The organism is Gordonia jacobaea (assembly GCF_001186365.1).
GTDB classification, from domain to species: domain Bacteria; phylum Actinomycetota; class Actinomycetes; order Mycobacteriales; family Mycobacteriaceae; genus Gordonia; species Gordonia jacobaea.
Map to the genome: position 1 here is coordinate 166,376 of NZ_LDTZ01000019.1, position 18,533 is coordinate 184,908.

General features: G+C 65.4%; 16 protein-coding genes and 1 riboswitch. Of the genes, 9 read left to right on the forward strand and 7 right to left on the reverse strand.

Features of this window, described 5'->3' with window-relative positions:
- Positions 1-95 precede the first annotated feature (95 nt).
- The 5 genes from ABW18_RS15940 to ABW18_RS15960 all read left to right on the forward strand — a co-directional run bounded on the left by ABW18_RS15940 (position 96) and on the right by ABW18_RS15960 (position 7,610).
- Positions 96-1,763 (forward strand): alkaline phosphatase D family protein, encoded by a 1,668-nt coding sequence (locus ABW18_RS15940; RefSeq protein WP_049699959.1) that lies wholly within the window; start codon positions 96-98, stop codon positions 1,761-1,763.
- A gap of 50 nt (positions 1,764-1,813) precedes the next feature.
- Positions 1,814-2,986 (forward strand): phosphatase PAP2 family protein, encoded by a 1,173-nt coding sequence (locus tag ABW18_RS15945; protein ID WP_049699960.1) that lies wholly within the window; start codon positions 1,814-1,816, stop codon positions 2,984-2,986.
- A gap of 356 nt (positions 2,987-3,342) precedes the next feature.
- Positions 3,343-5,052, forward strand: a complete 1,710-nt coding sequence (locus tag ABW18_RS15950; protein WP_235434415.1) for an alkaline phosphatase D family protein — start codon at positions 3,343-3,345, stop codon at positions 5,050-5,052.
- A gap of 69 nt (positions 5,053-5,121) precedes the next feature.
- The gene (locus ABW18_RS15955; RefSeq protein ID WP_049699962.1) at positions 5,122-6,411 is read left to right on the forward strand and encodes a hypothetical protein; all 1,290 of its coding nucleotides are present in this window, start codon (positions 5,122-5,124) and stop codon (positions 6,409-6,411) included.
- An 11-nt stretch (positions 6,412-6,422) separates the two neighbouring features.
- Positions 6,423-7,610 (forward strand): phosphatase PAP2 family protein, encoded by a 1,188-nt coding sequence (locus tag ABW18_RS15960; protein WP_083444429.1) that lies wholly within the window; start codon positions 6,423-6,425, stop codon positions 7,608-7,610.
- A gap of 70 nt (positions 7,611-7,680) precedes the next feature.
- Here the strand turns inward: ABW18_RS15960 and ABW18_RS15965 are convergent, their stop codons facing one another.
- Together ABW18_RS15965 and ABW18_RS15970 are read right to left on the reverse strand one after the other, a co-directional pair.
- Positions 7,681-8,184, reverse strand: a complete 504-nt coding sequence (locus tag ABW18_RS15965; RefSeq protein WP_049699963.1) for a hypothetical protein — start codon at positions 8,182-8,184, stop codon at positions 7,681-7,683.
- A complete protein-coding gene (locus ABW18_RS15970) occupies positions 8,181-9,509 on the reverse strand; it encodes an aminotransferase class V-fold PLP-dependent enzyme (RefSeq protein ID WP_049699964.1) in 1,329 nt (442 codons plus the stop codon). The genes ABW18_RS15965 and ABW18_RS15970 overlap by 4 nt, the downstream gene beginning before the upstream one ends.
- Before the next feature lie 16 nt (positions 9,510-9,525).
- A riboswitch (SAM riboswitch) is annotated at positions 9,526-9,639 on the reverse strand.
- 166 nt (positions 9,640-9,805) lie between these two features.
- Between ABW18_RS15970 and ABW18_RS15975 the strand changes: the two genes are divergently transcribed.
- A complete protein-coding gene (locus tag ABW18_RS15975) occupies positions 9,806-10,906 on the forward strand; it encodes an isochorismate synthase (protein WP_049699965.1) in 1,101 nt (366 codons plus the stop codon).
- A 64-nt stretch (positions 10,907-10,970) separates the two neighbouring features.
- On the opposite strand, the gene ABW18_RS15980 is transcribed toward ABW18_RS15975, so the two are convergent.
- On the reverse strand, positions 10,971-12,266 hold the full coding sequence (locus ABW18_RS15980; protein ID WP_049700106.1) for an aspartate aminotransferase family protein: 1,296 nt from the start codon (positions 12,264-12,266) through the stop codon (positions 10,971-10,973).
- A gap of 84 nt (positions 12,267-12,350) precedes the next feature.
- Between ABW18_RS15980 and ABW18_RS15985 the strand changes: the two genes are divergently transcribed.
- Positions 12,351-13,289 carry a GntR family transcriptional regulator gene (locus ABW18_RS15985; protein ID WP_049699966.1) on the forward strand — a complete coding sequence of 313 codons (939 nt, stop codon included), beginning with the start codon at positions 12,351-12,353 and terminating at the stop codon, positions 13,287-13,289.
- Here the strand turns inward: ABW18_RS15985 and ABW18_RS15990 are convergent.
- The 3 genes from ABW18_RS15990 to ABW18_RS16000 all read right to left on the reverse strand — a co-directional run bounded on the left by ABW18_RS15990 (position 13,274) and on the right by ABW18_RS16000 (position 15,935).
- On the reverse strand, positions 13,274-14,473 hold the full coding sequence (locus tag ABW18_RS15990; protein ID WP_049700107.1) for an O-succinylhomoserine sulfhydrylase: 1,200 nt from the start codon (positions 14,471-14,473) through the stop codon (positions 13,274-13,276). The genes ABW18_RS15985 and ABW18_RS15990 overlap by 16 nt on opposite strands.
- Positions 14,470-14,883 (reverse strand): rhodanese-like domain-containing protein, encoded by a 414-nt coding sequence (locus ABW18_RS15995; RefSeq protein WP_049700108.1) that lies wholly within the window; start codon positions 14,881-14,883, stop codon positions 14,470-14,472. Before ABW18_RS15995 ends, ABW18_RS15990 begins: the two co-directional genes overlap by 4 nt.
- 185 nt (positions 14,884-15,068) lie before the next feature.
- Positions 15,069-15,935 (reverse strand): LysR family transcriptional regulator, encoded by an 867-nt coding sequence (locus ABW18_RS16000; RefSeq protein WP_049699967.1) that lies wholly within the window; start codon positions 15,933-15,935, stop codon positions 15,069-15,071.
- Between the two features lie 142 nt (positions 15,936-16,077).
- Here ABW18_RS16000 and ABW18_RS16005 point away from each other — a divergent pair, with 142 nt between their 5' ends.
- The gene (locus ABW18_RS16005; RefSeq protein WP_049699968.1) at positions 16,078-16,992 is read left to right on the forward strand and encodes a hypothetical protein; all 915 of its coding nucleotides are present in this window, start codon (positions 16,078-16,080) and stop codon (positions 16,990-16,992) included.
- Between the two features lie 64 nt (positions 16,993-17,056).
- Positions 17,057-17,923: a 3-hydroxyacyl-CoA dehydrogenase family protein gene (locus tag ABW18_RS16010; protein WP_049699969.1), complete on the forward strand. Its 867-nt coding sequence runs from the start codon at positions 17,057-17,059 to the stop codon at positions 17,921-17,923.
- 21 nt (positions 17,924-17,944) lie between these two features.
- On the opposite strand, the gene ABW18_RS16015 is transcribed toward ABW18_RS16010, so the two are convergent.
- Entirely contained in the window at positions 17,945-18,445 is a 501-nt protein-coding gene (locus ABW18_RS16015; protein ID WP_049699970.1) for an Rv0361 family membrane protein, read from the reverse strand.
- Positions 18,446-18,533: the final 88 nt, after the last annotated feature.

An 18,533-nucleotide genomic window follows, 5' to 3' on the forward strand; every position in this document is an offset into this window, starting at 1 on the left:
ACTGACTCCTCGTGGCTCACAGACTTCCGAAATCGGTCAGCAATCCGCTGCCTTCGCAGTTGACACAGACTCCGCAGTTGGCACAGTCTTCGCAGATGTCACATGTGACGCGCAGGACGTTCCTGAAGTCGGCGACGGTGGCTGCGGGCACCGCCGCCGTCGCGTCGGCTGTGATTCCGTCGGCAGCGGCGGCCCCGGGAGGCTCCGGCGTCTTTGCGCATTCGGTGGCTTCGGGTGATCCGCTCCCCGACCGCGTGATCCTGTGGACGCGCGTCACACCCCACGCACGCGCGACACCCGGCTCCGGCCTTGGCGACCCGACCGCGGTGCGCTGGGAAGTCGCGCACGACAACGCATTCGGCAGTGTCGTCGCGTCCGGAAGCGTGACGACGACGGCGCAGCGCGACCACACGGTCAAGGTCGACGCCGCGGGACTTGCTCCCGCGACGCGATACTTCTACCGCTTCACCGTGCTCGACGGTCCCGCGGCGGGCACCGTGTCGCCAGTGGGCAGAACGAAGACAGCCCCCACGGCCTCCGCGGATATCGACCGTCTGCGGTTCGGAGTCTGCTCGTGCTCGAATTACGAAGCAGGACACTTCATCTCGTACCGGGCCATGGCCGAGCGCACCGACATCGACTTCATCCTGCACCTCGGCGACTACACCTACGAGTACGAATCCGGCGGCTACACAGGAGCATTCGGCGAGATTGTTCGCAAGGTCGAACCGAGACACGCGACGGTGAGCCTGACCGACTACCGCATCCGGCAGGGAAAGTACCACCAGGACCCCGACCTTGCCCGCGCCCATGCCGCGCATCCGTTTGTCTGCATATGGGACGACCACGAATCGGCCGACAACTCCTACCGCGACGGCGCGGCGAACCACGACCCGCGGACGCAGGGCAGTTGGACTGCTCGCAAACGTGCAGCAACACAGGCGTACTTCGAGTGGATGCCGGTACGCCCGAACTCGCTCGAGAACGGCGAGCACCTGTATCGACGCCTCCGTTTCGGCACACTGACCGAGCTCATCATTCCCGATCTCCGCTCGTATCGCGACAAGCAATCGACTGCGCGCGTTGATGATCCGAAGCAGTCGATCACCGGTGCACAGCAGTACACCTGGTTGGAGACCTCGATCACGACGTCGTCGACCCGCTGGCAGGTGATCGGCAGCGAAGTGATGATGGTGCCGCTGACGATTCCCGCGTCGACCGATCCAAGACTCGCCGAGTGGTTACACGACACGGTCGGAGTCCCCCAAGACGGCTTCCCGGTCAACAACGATCAGTGGGACGGGTACGCGGCGCAGCGTCGACAACTGTTGTCCGCGATCGACAAGGCGGGCAAGCGAAACGTGGTTCTGGTCGCGGGAGACATCCACAGCTCGTGGGCAAGCGAGTTGCCGCTCAACGTTTCCCACTATGGCAAGGACCGCTCGGGACGCGCCGTCGCGTGCGAGTTCACCGTCCCCAGCATCACAGCCGCGAGTGCGCACGACAGCATCGCGGTCAGCCGCACACTCGACGCCCCGACGGTCGCGGTGCTGTCCGCCGGTCAGGAGGCCATCAAATTGGCCAACCCGTGGATCAAGGATGTCGAACTGACGACACACGGATTCGGGGTGATGACCGTGACGCCCGCGCGGGCCACAATGGAATGGTTCTACGTCGAGGATGTATTCGACCCGCGTTCGACGACTCGGCGAGCATTCGGTTGGTCGACGCGGGCGGGTACCCCGAAACTGTTTCGCACATAACTCGTTTCGCCGGAACCCGACCCCGCCCTTCTATCGACAGGAACCACGACATGAGACTCCCGCGACAACTCGCCAGCGGACTCGTCGCAACAACAGCGGTGATGTGTGCGGTGTTCGGCGCCCCCGCCACCGCGCAGGCAGCGCCGCCGAAACCGACACCCACCGCATTCCCGGTCGGAGCGTTGGCCACCCTCTATCAGTCGGATGTCCACGGCAGTGACGTCATCTACTGGCCGGTGATCTCGAGCTTCACCGACATTCGTGCGCATCACCCCGCGACGATGTCGGAGAACCTGGAGAAGGCTGTCGCGATCAACAATGCGGCACAGGATGATCCGGCATTGCGCAAGCGCGCACTCGACGACGCGTACGCGATTGACGGGTTGTCGCAGAAGCAATTGCACGCCATGACCGATGCGTTCGGGACCGAGCTCGGCGCTGATGTGCGCCAAGCGCTCACCGAGAAGCGACTGCCGAAGGTGACCGCACTCATCGACACACTCGCCGCACGCGGGCAAGGCATCGCGTCGTCGACGCTCGTCGAGAAGGAGATCTCCGACAATCCCAGGCCGTACAAGGTGGCGCCGAACCGGATCAAGGTCTACAACCTGCCGGGCAAGACCGACGAGGACGTGCTCTCCGTCGGCTCGTCGTACCCGTCGGGGCACACCGCGTCGGCGATGATCCGCACCGGACTACTCGCCGTTATGGTGCCGGAGTTCGCTCCGCAACTCCTCGCACGCGGCAGCGAGGCCGGCTATCACCGCGTCGTCCTCGGGGTGCACTACCCGCTCGACGTGATCGCCGGACGCATGGTCGCCGACGCCGCCGTCGCCGACCGATACGCCGACCCACGCTTCCGCCCACTGATCGTGGCAGCAGGCCAAGAACTCCGCGCCGAACTCGAATGGCGTTGCCGCGCAGCACTTTCGACGTGCATTGCGCGCGACACACCATACCGCAGCACACCCGACGCCGTCGCAGAGTACAACGAGCGCATGTCCTACGGACTCTCCCGCATCGGCTCGCCGAGTGCAGCGTTCGTCGTACCGGGCGCAGCCGTCGATCTGGTGCTGCGCGCACATCCTCGCCTCACCCGCGCACAAGCAACCGATCTGCTGCGACGCACCGCCTACCCGGCCGGATACCCGCTCGACGACCAACGCCCCGGCGCACAGTCGTGGCAGCGGCTCGACCTAGCCCGCGCCTACGCCGCCCGCTGAGACCCGGGCCGCTGATCGAGCTTGCTACCCGCTCATCGAGCTTGCTACCGGCTGATCGAGCCCACCCGCCGACCGAGCCCACCCCGCTGATCGAGCTTGTCGAGATCACCACCCGCCGATCGAGCTTGTCGAGATCACCCGTCCCGCCGAGACTCGAACTGGGGCAACGCCTCTGCGCCCACGCGGTGCTCGTCGGCACGGCCACGTGGATCGTGTGGTCGCAACCACATAGTCGCGCGCCCGTCCGGCAACTCGCTGCGGCACAAACTGAGTGGGGATTCACATACGCGTCTCATGAGGTCTTCTTTGCCTGCTGTTCGCCTATTGGACAACAAAGACCGCTTCGCTAACTTCTCGTGACCCGCGAACCTCACAGCCTGCCCGATTCGAAGACCTCTGCTGTTCCGTCGATGTCGCGTCGGCGGCTCATGCAGACCGCTGCCGCCGCAGCCGGCACAGCGGCCGCGCTCGCATCCGGTGTATCCGAAGCGGTTGCCGCGCCGCACCATCAGGCCTTCCTGCACTCGGTGGCATCCGGAGATCCGCTGTCTGACCGCGTCATCCTGTGGACCCGGGTCACTCCCGAGCCGCGGGCAACACCCGGGTCGGGATTCGGCGAGCCGACGAACGTCCGGTGGCAGGTGTCCCAAGACCCGGGCTTCGCGCGCGTCGTGTCGTCGGGCGTCTTCACCACCTCTGTCGATCGCGACCACACCGTCAAGGTCGACGCGGCCGGCCTGTCGCCGTCGACGCGGTACTTCTATCGTTTCGTCGTGGCCGACGGCCCACTGGCAGGCGCTGTTTCACCGACCGGGCGCACCAAGACCGCACCAGCGCTGTCGGCCGACATCGACAAGCTCCGATTCGCGGTCTGTTCGTGCGCGAATTACGAAGCGGGCCATTTCATCTCCTACCGCGGCATGGCTCAGCGGGATGACCTCGACTTCGTGCTTCACCTCGGCGACTACACCTACGAATACGAGACCGGCGGATATCCCGGCGCTTACAACGAGACCGTCCGCACCACCGCTCCGGTCCACGCGACCGTCACCGTCGACGACTACCGGATCCGGCAGGGCAAGTACCACCAGGATCCCGATCTCGCCCGCGCACATGCCGCTCACACCTTCATCTGCATGTGGGATGACCACGAATCCGCCAACAACTCCTACCGAGACGGCGCCGAGAACCACAAGACTCTCACCCAGGGCAGCTGGAGCGCCCGCAAACGCGCGTCGGACAAGGCGTACTTCGAGTGGATGCCGGTGCGCCCCAATTCAATCGACAACGGCGAACACCCCTACCGCCGGTTCCGCTTCGGTCAGCTCGCCGAGCTGATCATCCCCGATCTACGCTCCTACCGCGACAAGCAGTCCTACCTCAAGGTCGACGATCCCAACCAGAGCATCACCGGTAAGACGCAATACAAGTGGCTCGAGACCTCGATCACGACGTCGTCAGCGCGCTGGCAGGTGATCGGCAACGAGGTGATGATGGCTCCGCTGGTGATTCCCGAGACCACCGACCCGCGCGTCGCTGACTGGCTGCACAAGCAGATCGGCCTGCCCGCCGACGGGATCACGGTCAACAACGACCAGTGGGACGGATATCAAGCGGAACGCCGTGCGCTGCTGCACGCGATCGACAAGGCGGGCAAGAAGAGTGTCGTGCTCGTCACCGGCGACATCCACAGCTCGTGGGCCAGCGAGATTCCCCTCAACGTGCTCCACTACGGCAAGGATGCGAGCGGGCGCGTGGTCGCGTGCGAATTCACCCCGCCGAGCATCACCGTGGCCAGCGGCTACGACACCATCGCCATCAACAGGGCACTCGCGGCGCCCGTCACGACGACCATGGACGTCGCCCAGGAGACCATCAAGACCGCGAACCCCTGGATCAAGGACGTCGAGCTCACCACACACGGTTTCGGAGTCATGGAGATCGACAGGTCACGCGCGCAGATGAACTGGTTCTACGTGAAGGACGTGACGAACCCAGCGTCGTCGGTGTACCCCGCCTTCAGTTGGTACACACGCGTCGGACAGCCAAAACTACGGCGCGCCTGAACTATTCGCCATCTCTGACAACCCGACCGACACTCACGACGGCCGACTTCCCGCAACGATTGGACTCTCATGCATTCCGAGCACTCCGCCGTGACTCCACGGCGCACACTGGCCCTCGCTGCGGGGCTGACGGCGGTTGCCGTGGCCGCGACGGTAGCCGTCGGCGCGACGTCCGCGCATGCCGCACCCCTCGGCCAACCGTCCGCGCCGTTCCCCACCGAATGCAGGTCGGGTAGCACACTGACACTCGGTGAACTCGTGCCGATCGTTGCCAAGTCGCTCGACGCCCGAGCGCCCGGAGCCGCAACGACGATCGACAGCGCCGCCGGCCGCTTCTCCACGCAACTGCACAACAGCACCGTCAGCACGCTCGTGGTCACTCAGCGCGGGTCGGAAGTGAGTCCAGGTCAAGGCGTGCAGGCCACCCACGGCGCCAATGCGCTGGTCCAGCAGGTGTTGTCGATCAAGAACGGCACCTACCGTGACGGTTACCGGCTCTCCTCGATCACGCTCAACGACGCGATCGAGACCGTTCTCGTAGGGATCGAGGCAAACGACGCGATCGTCCTCGGCAACATCGCGACCATCCTCGACGAGGTCGCATCGAAGGCCGTCTCGGGTGCCGTCGGTGTGCCGATCGTCAGCAGCATCATCGGCTCCATCGCGGGAAAGATCGTGAAAACGGTCGTCGAGCTGCCGGGGACCGTGGCCGAGAAGGGCGGAAACGCCCTCGGAGACAAGGCAGACAGCACGTGTCTGGCGGCCGGGGACGGCACCAAACCGGTTCAACGGGAAAGGGTCAAGAACGCCTTCGCCGTGAACGTCAGCCCTGAGCTGACCACCTTCGCGAAGTCGTTGAGTCCGTCGAGTGACGACTGTCGCCCGCTGGCAGGCTTGAGCCTGGACGAGGCCGTCGTCTACGTCGGCGCGACGCATGGATCGACGCTGCCGAAATCGCAACAGGCGTCGTTTGCGGCGAGCGTCAAGAGCGTCCGAGCCAACCTACGCAAGGTGTACCTCAGCAACGCATTCGTCCCGAAGGACAAGGACGAGCTGATCGGCGTATTCGAAAAGGTGGCGGGTCTGCCGATCATCGGCGGCCCTGGCCTGACCTATGCTGCCGGAGTGCTGCAGAACCTCAGTGCCGGCGGCGAACTCAGCCACTACATCCCATTGTCGGATGTCTCGGTCAACGCCGTGTTCAACGGGGGCCGTGCCGTCAACGATCTCCGAACTTTCAAAGCAACACCCGAATGGGCGCTCGCGAGCGCACAGGGTGCTACAAAAGCGTTGTGCCGCACCACCGATGAAGGTAAGCCCTACCCGGGCGCCGACAAGACCGTCTACCTGGGCAAGTGAGGAAACACTCGATGTCATCGATCCACATTCCCGTCAGATCGCTCAGGCGCGTCGTCGCGGCCACCGCTCTGACCGCCTGCGCACTCCTCGGCGCCCAGGTACCCACGGCCGTCGCGGCGCCGCCTCGACCCAACCCGACGCCGTTCCCCGCGGGTGCGATCGCGACGGTGTACCAGTCCGACGTCCACGGCTCTGACGTCATCTATTGGCCAGTGATCTCGAGCTTCACCGACATTCGCAAAAACCACCCCGACACGATCGCCGAGAACTCGGACAGGGCCGCGGCGATCAATCAGTCGGCGAAGAACGATCCGGCACGTCAGAAGCGGGCACTCGACGACGGCTACGCGATTGACGGCTTGTCGCAGACGCAGCTCTACACAATGTCGGATGCGTTCGGCACCAACCTCGGTAGAGATTTCCGTCAGGCCCTTGCTGACAAACGACTGCCCAAGGTCTCGGCTCTGCTCGACACACTATTCGCCCGGGGCCAAGGCATCGCTGCGTCCACGGCGGTCGAGAAGGCCCTGTCTGACAACGACCGTCCGTATGTGGCCGAACCCGACCGCATCACGGTGTACAACCGGCCCGGCAGGTCCAAGAGCGACGTGCAGTCCAGCGGCTCGTCGTACCCGTCCGGGCACACCGCGTCGGCAATGATCCGCACCGGGCTGCTCGCACTGATGATTCCCGAACTCGCACCACAATTCCTCGCGCGCGGCAGCGAAGCCGGCTACAACCGCGTCGTCCTCGGCGTGCACTACCCGCTCGACGTGATCGCCGGACGCATGGTCGCCGACGCCGCCGTCGCCGACAGATACGCCGACCCCAGGTTCCGACCGTTGATCGTTGCTGCCGGGCAGGAACTCCGTGCAGAACTCGAATGGCGTTGCCGCGCAGTACTATCAACGTGCATCGCGCGCGACACACCATACCGCAGCACACCCGACGCACTGGCCGACTACAACAAGCGCATGTCCTACGGACTCTCGCGCATCGGCTCGCCGAGTGCAGCGTTCGTCGTACCGCCGACGGCCGTCGACCTCGTGCTGCGCGCACACCCCCAACTCACCCGCGCACAAGCAACCGATCTACTACGGCGCACCGCCTACCCGGCCGGATACCCGCTCGACGACCAACGCCCCGGCGCACAGTCGTGGCAGCGCCTCGACCTCGCCCGCGCCTACGCCGCCCGCTGATCGAGCCCCACCCGCTGATCAGCTTGTTACCCGCTGATCGAGCCCCACCCGCTGATCGAGCTTGTCGAGATCACGCAGCGCGGCGAGACTCGAACTGCGGCAGCACCTCTGCGCGCACGCGGTGCTCGGTGGCCGAGCCGTCGATCGGAACGATGAGCACGGCGTCGGCGACCTCTGCCGCGTAGATGTCGCGGATCAGTGTGGCCAGGCCGTGCGGGGTACCGACGTAGCGCACGGTCTCTGCGGGATCGCCGGCGGACGTCACCGACGAGCCGGCAGCCGACACCGAGGCGACAGACGCGCGCGCCGACCCCGGATGCGGTGCGATCGCAACCTCGACAGCCAGTGCTACCGAGAAGTTCGCGGTGTCACGGGTGCCGGCCCGCAGTAGCGAGCGAGTGCGCTGGGCGTCGCGCAGCGTCGAACGTCGCACGACGATCGGCAGTTCGGCGGCACCGGCGTCGCCGACGATCGCAACCCGCAGCGCCGGGCGGCCGATGGTGATGACGCCGGTGTCGGCAGCAAGGAGCTGGTCGGCGAGAACGTCTGTCGGAGAACTCGATTGGATCGTCACGAGTGTGCCTTTCGGTGGTGGATGTCGGGGGCGTCGGCGCTGCGATCGCTCAGGCAACGCAGCGCGTGGAGCAGGCGGTCGACGTCGTCGGACGAGCTGCCGAGTCCGAAGCTCGCGCGTACAGCGCCGTCGGGATAACCGAGTCGGTCGAGAAGCGGGTGCGCGCAGAACTTTCCGTCGCGTACACCGATGCCGTGTTCCGAACTCAGGTACTCCGCCACCTCGCGCGGGCTATGGCCGTCGACGGTGAAGCCTGCGATGCCGACGCGCTCGAGGCCGTCGTCGAAGACACGCAAGGGGGTGACTCCGTCGATCTCGGCGAGTCCGGCGTCGAGTTGTGCGCACAGGTACGCCTCGTGCGCGCCGATCCACTCGTGTCCGAGGTCGGTGATCGCGTCGCATGCGGCAGCAATCGCAATGACGCCCAACACATTAGGAGAACCGGCTTCGTGGCGCGCCGCACCCGTGTGCCACGACACCGACGCGCAACCGGCCTCGACGTCGACGTCTGCCGTTGCACCGCCGCCCGCCAGGTACGGCTGCGCGGCGTCGAGCCAGTCGGTGCGTCCGATCAGCACACCCGCGCCGAACGGCGCGTAGAGCTTATGGCCCGAGAAGACGAGGTAGTCGATGCCGTGGCTGACGATCGACACCGGGCGATGCGCGACGAGTTGTGCGGCGTCGACGAGGATTCGGGCGCCGTGCCGGTGCGCAATCGATGCGAGTCGCGAGATCGGGAGGACCTCGCCGGTCACGTTCGACGCCGCGGTCACCGCAAGTAGCGCGGCGGGCTTGGCTGCGAGTTCGCGCTCGACGGCGGCGAGAGTCTCGTCGATGGTCGAAGCAACTTCGACGATGCGCGTCCACTTGTCTTTGCGTTCGACCCACGGAAGCAGGTTCGCGTGGTGCTCGATGTCGAGAACGACAACGTCACCGGGCGTCACATGCGCCGCGAGGTTGATCGCGTCGGTGGTGTTGCGAGTGAACACGACGGCGTCGTCGGCGCGACCACGGACGAAGCGTCGAACGGTCTCGCGGCACTCCTCGTAGCGACGCGTCGTGACCTGCGACAGATGTCCCGCGCCGCGGTGCACGCTGGCGTAGGTGCTCAGCGAGTCGGCGACGGCATCAGCCACCGCTGTGAGTGCGGGGGCGCTGGCGGCGTAGTCGAAGTTGGCGTAGCGCACCGTCGTACCGTCGGAAAGCGGCGCGCATTCGGCGGCTCCGACAACGTCGGCGAGTGGGGCGATAGTTGGGGTCTGCACAGGCGAAACAGCCTTGGCCTGCGAGAACTCGGTGTGCGAACGGGTGACGACAGCAGTCATCGAATAGTCTCCTTGGAATCCACGCTTGCCGTACCCACCCTGGGCACGGCCAGGTCGTCACCCGGAGCACCCCACCGCGGAGGAGGGTTGCCGACCAGCTAGCCGGGGCTTGTCGCTGGCACTCATGACCTGTTCCAAGGATCACCGACGCGACGCTGAGCTGTCAACTTTCGCTCAGCGTGCACGAAAGGCCGCCGAGGGTGCGATCACCGAGCGTGTTAATGACCCCGATTCTGTGCGCCAGCCCGGTCGGTCTGTGCGCGGTCGCGCTTCCACGCAACCGGTAGCGTGAATCCATGCCAGCTTCGGAGGTCTTCGTCCTGTCCAGGCCGCACGGCACCGTTCGAGCACGTGGCGCGTCCGCGGGATTCACCGACGCTACCGAGGCTGCAGAGGAGCTACGTTCCGGGCGCATCGGCGCCGTCACCGGGGCGATCGGGTTCACGACCGCCGACGACGCCGCGCTGCTGGTTCCCGAAACCATCACGCACAGCGGTTCGGCGATCGTGGGGCAAGCGCCGGAGCCTGCTCACGCCGAGCGCGTCACATTGATTCCCGACGCCGCGACGCATCGGGACCGGGTCGCACGTGCCATCGACGAGATCGACGCGGGGGCGTTGTCGAAGGTCGTGCTCGCGCGCGCCGTCGAATTCGACGTCGAACCTCCCGTCGACCCGGATCGACTTCTCGACGCACTGGCGTACGGAAACGCCGATCACTCTGCGTTTCTCGTCGACCTCAGCGTCGACGAGCACACCGACCCGCGAGCTCGATGGCTCATCGGAGCGAGCCCAGAAGTGTTGCTGCGCAAACAAGGTCTCGAGGTTACGTGCCGTCCCTACGCGGGATCGGCGGCGCGCTCAGCAGACCCCGACGTCGACCACGCTGCCGGCCGAGCACTGCTCGCCTCGACGAAGGACCGCGCCGAGCACGCGTTCGTCGTCGACCATCTCCGTAACGCGCTCGAGCCGATCTGTCGTGAACTCGACGTGCCTGATCAGCCGTCGCTCGTCTCGACCGGCGAGATGTGGCACCTCGCGACACCGATTCGCGGCGTGCTGAGCGATCCGACGATCACCGCCCTCGACCTGGCGCTGCTACTGAGCCCGACCCCCGCAGTGTGCGGAACACCGGGAGATGTTGCAGCACAGTTCATCTCAGCTCACGAGGAGCGTCGTGGATTCTACGCGGGCGCCGTCGGATGGTCGGGCTCCGCGGGCGACGGCGAGTGGATGGTGACGATCCGTTCGCTCGAGCTGTCCGACGACCGTCGCCATGTCCACACCTGGGCAGGCGGCGGCATCGTCACCGGGTCGGAGCCGCAGGCAGAGCTCGACGAGACGTCGGCGAAGCTCGCGACCGTCCTGCGCGCGCTCGGCGTCGACGAGCTCGGTTGACGCCGGGGTCGTGGGTCCACGCCCGCGTCGTGGAGCCCACACCCCCGCGCCGAACCACCCGCACTCAGAGCGACGCGGCGAGGGAGTCGGTCAGGATGTCGAGGCCCTGGTGCAGTTCGTCGTCGCTGATCGTGAGCGGCGGGGCGATGCGGAAGATGCCGCCCATGCCGGGGAGCTGGACGATGTTCATGTGAAGTCCGCGCTCGAGGCAGGCGGCAGTCACCTTGGCGCCCAACGCATCCGCAGGTGTGCGCGACGCCTTGTCGGTCACGAGTTCGACGCCCTGCAGCAGCCCGCGGCCGCGGACGTCGCCGACGACCTCGACGTCGTCGCGCAGCCCGATCAGCCTCTCGCGCAGAACATCTCCGAGCTTGGCGGCACGCTCGACGAGTCCCTCTCGTTCGATCACGTCGAGCACCGTGAGGGCGACGGTCGCGGCAAGCGGATCCGACGCATGGGTCGTGTAGAAGAGGAATCCTCGCTCCGCGCAACGGTCTTCGATCTCCGCGCTCGTCACGACGGCTGCGACGGGTAGGCCCGCGCCGAGAGTCTTCGAGAGCGTGAGAATGTCCGGCGCAACTCCGTCGCGCTCGAACGCGTACATGGTGCCGGTGCGGCCGAGTCCGGTCTGCGCCTCGTCGAGGATCAACAGCATGCCCCGGTCGTCGCACATCTGCCGCAACCGCGCGAGGTAGCCCTCGGGCAGCTCGATGATGCCACCCGACGACAAGATCGGTTCGACGATGCACGCGGCGAGCGAGCCGTTCGATTGCGTGTCGACGGCCGCGAACCCGTACTCCAGTTCGGCTTCCCAGTCGTAGGACCCGTCGGCGTTGCGGAACGGCGAGCGGTAGGCGTTCGGGGTGGGAAGCGTGAAGTTGCCCGGCAGCGTGGGACCGTAGCCGCGCCGCCCCGCCGAGAACGTGGCAGCCGCTGCGCCAGAGGTCATTCCGTGCCACGACCGGTCGAACGAGACGATCTCGTAGCGGCCCGTGGCGAGCTTGGCCATCTTGATCGCCGCCTCGTTGGACTCGGCCCCCGTGGTCAACAGCACTGTGCGCGTGAGGTTGTCGGGCAGCGTCGTCGACAGCCGCGAAGCAAAGTCGACGACGGGCCTGCTGAGCATGCCGCTGAACAAATGGTCAAGCGTGGCAACCGAATTCGATACCGCTTCGACGATCGCGGGGTGCGAATGGCCCAGCACGGCGCTCATCTGACCCGACGTGAAGTCGAGGATCGCGTTGCCGTCGGAGTCGTAGACGTACGACCCCGAGGCACGTTCGATGATGCGCGGAGTGAACGCAGGGATGTAGCGGATCAGGTGTCGCTGGGCGGCATCCCAGAAGGCGTCGTCTGTCATGGTCGTCCTCAAATCGGTCGTGCGGATCATCCAACTATGGCATAGTCGGTTAGGACATTCATCTTTCAGGAGCACACGACCCCGATGGGACCTCAGCCGCCGATCAGCGTCAGCGAGCACTCTGACATGCCCATTTACCGGCAGATCGTCACCCAGTTGACCTTCATGATCGAGATGGGACAACTCGGCGCCGGCGACCGCCTACCCGGTTCCCGCATGCTCGCCGACAATCTCGGCATCAACCGGAACACCGTCGCCAGAGCCTATGGCGACCTACGCGCGGCCGGGCTTGTCGAATCGCGGGGCCGCGGCGGGATGGTCGTGCTCGCCGCAACGTCGACGCAGCCGCGGTCCGAAGCACGCGACAACGCCCGCGAGACACTGCAACTCGCGGTCGACGAGTGCCTCCAGCTCGGGCTCTCCCCCACCGAGATCGGCGACCTCGCACTGAATCTCGCTGCCACAAAAGCTGATTCACCTCGGGTGTACTTCGTCGAGTGCAACGACGACCGCGCCGACTACTTCGCAGACGAACTCACCGAGAAGCTCGGCGTTCGGGTCACTCCACTCGTACTCGACCACTTCGACCCAGACGCCGTCCCTGCAGACCTGGTACTCACCACGTTCTTCCACCTCGCGCAGGTCCGCGGGTTGATGAGTGATCGCGCCGAGGTGGTGGCCATTGTCGTCGCGCCGCACGTCCGCACGCTCATGCAGATCGCCGACGTTCCGCCCGAGCAGAAGGTCGGACTCTGGTACAACACCGTCGAACAGGCTGCGAGCGTGCGGGATTCGCTATCAGCCGCGGGCATCACAGACGTGAAGACGCTCAATGACACTTCCGACGACGAACTCGCCGGACTCGACGTCGTCGTGATCCCCAGCGAGACAGCAGAAGTCGCCGACCGGCTCTCGCAGCGGGTACGCGTCATCGAGTTCGGCAACGTCCTCGACGACGCGTCGGTGCGCATGGTTCGAGAAGTGTTGCGCGACCTACGGGCGGCGAGTCAGCCGAGCGCCTGATCCAGATCGCCGAGCAGGTCGTCGACGCCCTCGAGTCCGACCGAGAGCCGCACCACCGAGTCGCTGAGCCCGATCGCCGCCCGACCATCCGGACCCATCGCGCGGTGCGTCGTCGTGGCGGGGTGGGTGATGAGCGACTTGGAGTCGCCGAGGTTGTTCGAGATGTCGATGACCTGCAACGCGTTGAGCACCTCGAACGCCCGCTTCTTGCCGTCGACGCCGTCGTGGTCATTGAGTTCGAACGTCACGACGGTGCCGCCGCCCGACATCTGCTTGGTCGCGAGGTCGTACTGCGGATGCGATGTGATGAACGGGTACTTGGTCCACCGCACGCGTGGATCGGCCTCGAGGAATTCGGCGATGCGCAACGCCGACGCCACAGACGCGTCGACGCGCAGGCGCATGGTCTCGAGCCCCTTGAGCAGAGTCCACGCGTTGAACGGACTCAATGCGGGACCGGTATGACGCATCAGAGTCTGCACCGGACCGTCGATGTACTCCTTGGTTCCCAACACCGCACCGCCCATCACACGGCCCTGGCCGTCGATGTGCTTGGTACCCGAGTAGACGATCACGTCGGCACCGAGATCGAATCCGCGTTGCAGTAGTGGTGTGGCGAAGACGTTGTCCAACACCACCTTTGCGCCCGCGGCGTGAGCAAGCTCAGACACCTTCGCGACGTCGACGAGAGTCTGCATCGGATTCGACGGCGTCTCGAAGAACACTGCGTCGGTCGGCGTCGACAGCGCCTGCTCCCATTGGTCGAGGTCCTCGCCGTCGACGAAAACCGTTTCGACGCCCCAGCGCGGCAGGATCTCGTTGCACACCACGAAGCACGAACCGAACAGGCTGCGCGCCGCGACGAGCCGATCGCCCGCCTTCAGCAGTGCGCCGAGCGCCACGAACACCGCGGCCATGCCGCTCGCCGTCGCGAAGCATGCCTCGGCACCGTCGAGTAAGCGCAGTCGCTCCTCGAACATGGCGGTCGTCGGATTTCCGTAGCGGGAGTAGACGAATCGCTCGTCCTCACCGGTGAATGCGCGCTCGGCCGCTTCTGCGGAGTCGTACACGTAACCGCTGGTGAGGTAGAGCGCCTCGGAGGTCTCGAAGAAGCCGGAGCGAGCCAGGCCGCCGCGCACGGCGAGGGTGTCGAAGGAAACGCCTTCTGGCAGTTCGTGACTCACGACTGCCTCCACGGAAGATTGGAGGCACGCCACCCGACGGCGCCGCGGTGGTCGTTCTCGTCGAGTGCGCCCTCGAATCCGTCGAGAACGTTGTACGCCTTGGTGATTCCGGCCGCGGTCGCCGCCTCGGCAGCTCCGATCGAACGATGTCCGGAGCGGCACAAGAAGATCACTTCGTTGTCGTCACGAATACCCGCATCGCGCAGTTCCGCAATGAATGCCTGGTTGGGCGACCCGTCGGGAAAGGTGTTCCACTCGACGAAGACAGCGTTCTTCTCGATGACTTCCAGATCCGGAACGCCGACGAATGCCCATTCCGCCGTCGTGCGACAGTCGACCAGAACCGTGTTGGGGTCGGTCTCCAGCATCTCCCAGGCCTGCTGGGGAGTCAGATCGCCTGCATAGGTCATGCCCTGCACACCTTCCGCTCTCTGTTGTCGCCTATCCCGAACGCACTGCTGGCCGGGAGTTTCGTCGCCTAGCAATGTACTCGCGCGCCGGTCGTGGCGTGATTTCGACCCGAGCCCACCACAACCCGAGCCCACCACGACCCGAGCCCGCCACGACGCCGGCAGTCCCACCCGGACCCCGACAGTCACGCGTCCACCGCAAGTGCTGCGACGACGGCGTCGAGATCGTCGCTGTCGGCGCGCCTGATCGCCCACGTGTCCATGGGCATGGCGAGATCGGAGATGGGAAGAAGCGTGAACTCACTGCGATCGATGGCGCGCATCGACTCCGTCTCCTCCGGAACCAGGGTGAATCGGTCGCCGCCGCGGAGCATCAATGCCATTCCCGAGATGGTGGAGTAGCGGTGCGAGGCGTCGACGAGCACACCGAGATCGCGCAGGAGCCGCGTGTACGGCCCGTACCGCAGGTCCCAGTGCCTGGGGCCGGACACCAACGTCATGCCCCGCAGGTCAGCGGTCGTGATTGCGGCCGCCCCCGCGAATCGCGACGCGTCGACGACGGCCACGACTCTCGACGACGCGAGCAACGTGCCCACAAGGTCGGGATGGTGTTCGGGAAGATGCGAAATCGCGAGATCGATCTCGCCGCCGAGGAGCTGCTCCGGCATCTCCAGCGACGGCATCTGGGAGAAGATCACCCGATGTGTCTCGTCAACCTGGTCGGCAACCGCCGAGATGCGTCGACGCTGTGCGTGTGTGAGCTCGTCCGGAACGGCAACCCGCAGGTCCGTGTGCTGGCTCGCACGCACCGCGGACGGTAGTGCGTCGAGATCTGCGACGACCCGCTCGGCGAGCGGAATCAATGCTCGACCCGCATCGGTGAGTGCGGTGTGATGTGTCGACCTGTCGAAGAGGCGGACGCCGAGCTCGGACTCCAGCGCCTTGATCCGCTTACTCAGCGGAGGCGCGGACATGTGGAGTGATTCCGCAGCCCTGGTGAAGTTCAGCTCACGTGCCACAGCGAGGAAGTACCGCAGGTGCATGACATCCATAGAAATATCCAACGCTCCACATCGAACTCGGTATTTCCGTTTGGGCAACACAGGAGCGTCCGAACCGATCGTTCCCTTCCGTTCACGACGCTCCTAGCGTTGAGGTAAATGAGCTCTGTTCGCGAGCACACCGGGAGGCACCATGTTCGAGCATCTGTACGTTCTGGATGGCCGCAACCACTCCATCCTGCGGGTCGATCCCGGTGACGGCTCCGTCGAGACCGTGACCGACGAGACGGGCTACATGCCGGACGGGATCGTCACCACGCCCGACCGCATCTACTGGACGACGATGGGCAAGCCCACCCGTGCCGCGGTGACAGCCGACACCTCGTCAGACGAGGCCTGGGATTTCAGCGCTCCGAACGGCTCGGTGCGCACCTGCGCCCTTGACGGTTCCGGACAGGCCCACCTGGTTCCCGACGGCGCCATCACCACCGGCAAGCAGCTCACCGCCGACTTCGACGCCGGCCTGCTCTACTTCTGCGACCGTGAGGGCACGACGGTCTATCGCGTGGCCACCGACGGCACCGGCCTCACCCCGCTGGTGCACAACACCCGCGACGACACCTGGACACAGGAATGCGTCGGTGTCGCGAGCGACCCTGTCGGCGGGTTCCTGTACTGGACGCAGAAGGGCCCGAGCAAGGGCGGACGCGGAAAGATCTTGCGCGCAGGCCTCGACCTCCCGGAGGGCGAAACCGCTTCCACCCGAACGGATATCGAAGTGCTGTGGCACGACCTACCGGAGCCGATCGACCTCCATCTGGACCTCAACACGAACACCGTCTTCTGGACCGATCGTGGAGCAGCACCCTCGGGCAACACGCTCAACCAGGCGGCGATTCCAGACAAGGGTCACGCAGGCGCTACCCCGGAGATCCTCGCACGCGGCTTCGACGAGGCGATCGGCCTGGCCGTCGACTCCGACGCCGGATTGGTCTACGTCAGCGACCTCGGCGGCTCGATCCGGTCTGTCGAGATCGGTGGCGACCACACCGTACGCGACATCATCCATCTGCCCGACTCGTCGTTCACGGGCATCGCCGGCCTCTGAGACGCCGGGCCCTGGGGACACCGAACATCCACCACCACAACATCTCTCGAAAGAAGTACACGCGATGAGCAATTACGCGAAGTCCCTCGACGACATCGACGCACGGCCGGTTGCCGTCGTCGGGGCAGGCACCCTCGGACGTCGAATCGCTCTCATGTTCTCCACCCGGGGCGGCGAGGTGCGGATCTTCGACCAGAGCGCCGACCAACGCGAAGCAGCCGTTCAGTACGTCGAGGACACCATCGACGAGACGCTGAAGATCATCGGCAAAGGCGTTGCGGGAAAGGTGATCCCGGCATCAACCCTCTCAGATGCGGTTGCCGGTGCGTGGCTGGTCGTCGAGGCCGTACCCGAGCGCCTCGACATCAAGATCCCACTGTGGGGCGAGATCGACGCAGCCGCAGACGGCGACGCGATCTTCGCGACCAACTCGTCGTCGTATGCGTCGTCGACGATGACCGAGAACGTGCGAAACCCGGAACGTCTGTGCAACATGCACTTCTACATGCCGCCGACGGCGAATGCCGTCGACCTCATGTCCGACGGCGACACGGCCCGCGACGTCCTCGACTCACTGCTCACCGTGCTACCCGAGTTCGGTATCCACCCGTTCGAAGCACGCAGGGAGAGCACGGGATTCATCTTCAACCGCATCTGGGCAGCCATCAAGCGGGAGTCGCTCGAAGTCGTCGCAGAGGGCGTGTCGACGCCGCACGACGTCGATGAGATGTTCAAGATCAACTGGCACATGCCAACCGGCCCGTTCGCGATGATGGACAGCGTGGGCCTCGACGTAGTGCTCGACATCGAAAACCACTACGCCGCAGAGAATCCGAACCTGCCGACCGGTCCGCGTGAATTGCTCAAGCGCTACGTCGACGACGGCAAGCTCGGCCGCAAGACCGGCGAGGGCTTCTACACCTACGAGTGACTTCGATCCACGAGTCAACCGTCAGCTTGTGCAGAGCTTCCACGTACCGTCGTCCTTGACCACGACGACGCTGGTGGTCTGCTTGTCGTCGGGCGTCTTGTCGTAGTGCCAGTTCACCTTTGCCGTCGCGCGGTCGCCGTTGACCGCCACGTCGGTGATCTCCGGAATCACGATGCGCCCCTTGGACTCCACCAACGTCCGGTTCTGCCTGACGAATTCCTGCTCGGAGATGAACGACGACGACGACGTGTCGGCAGCGCACGTCGTCTGCTTGTACTTGCCGTAGTCGACGTTGTTGCGGGCTGTGTAGTTGTCGTTGATCGCGAACTGGACCTGTCCGGAATCGCTTGCGCGCTCCTCCGCCGGACGCAGCACGTTGGACAACACGACGCCGAGAATCGCCAGCACCACGATCACCAACGCAACCCAGAACGGCCAGGCGTCTTTCCAGGTGCGTGGGCGCTCGTCGTCGGCATCGAGATCGCTACCGGGGTTTTTGCTGTCACGTGCACCGCTGGCCATGCCGGGCAGTGTAGTCATCGTCGAATCCGACCTTCACTACCCCCGATCCGGACATCTGCGGCAACACATCTCGTAAGGTGACCCTAAG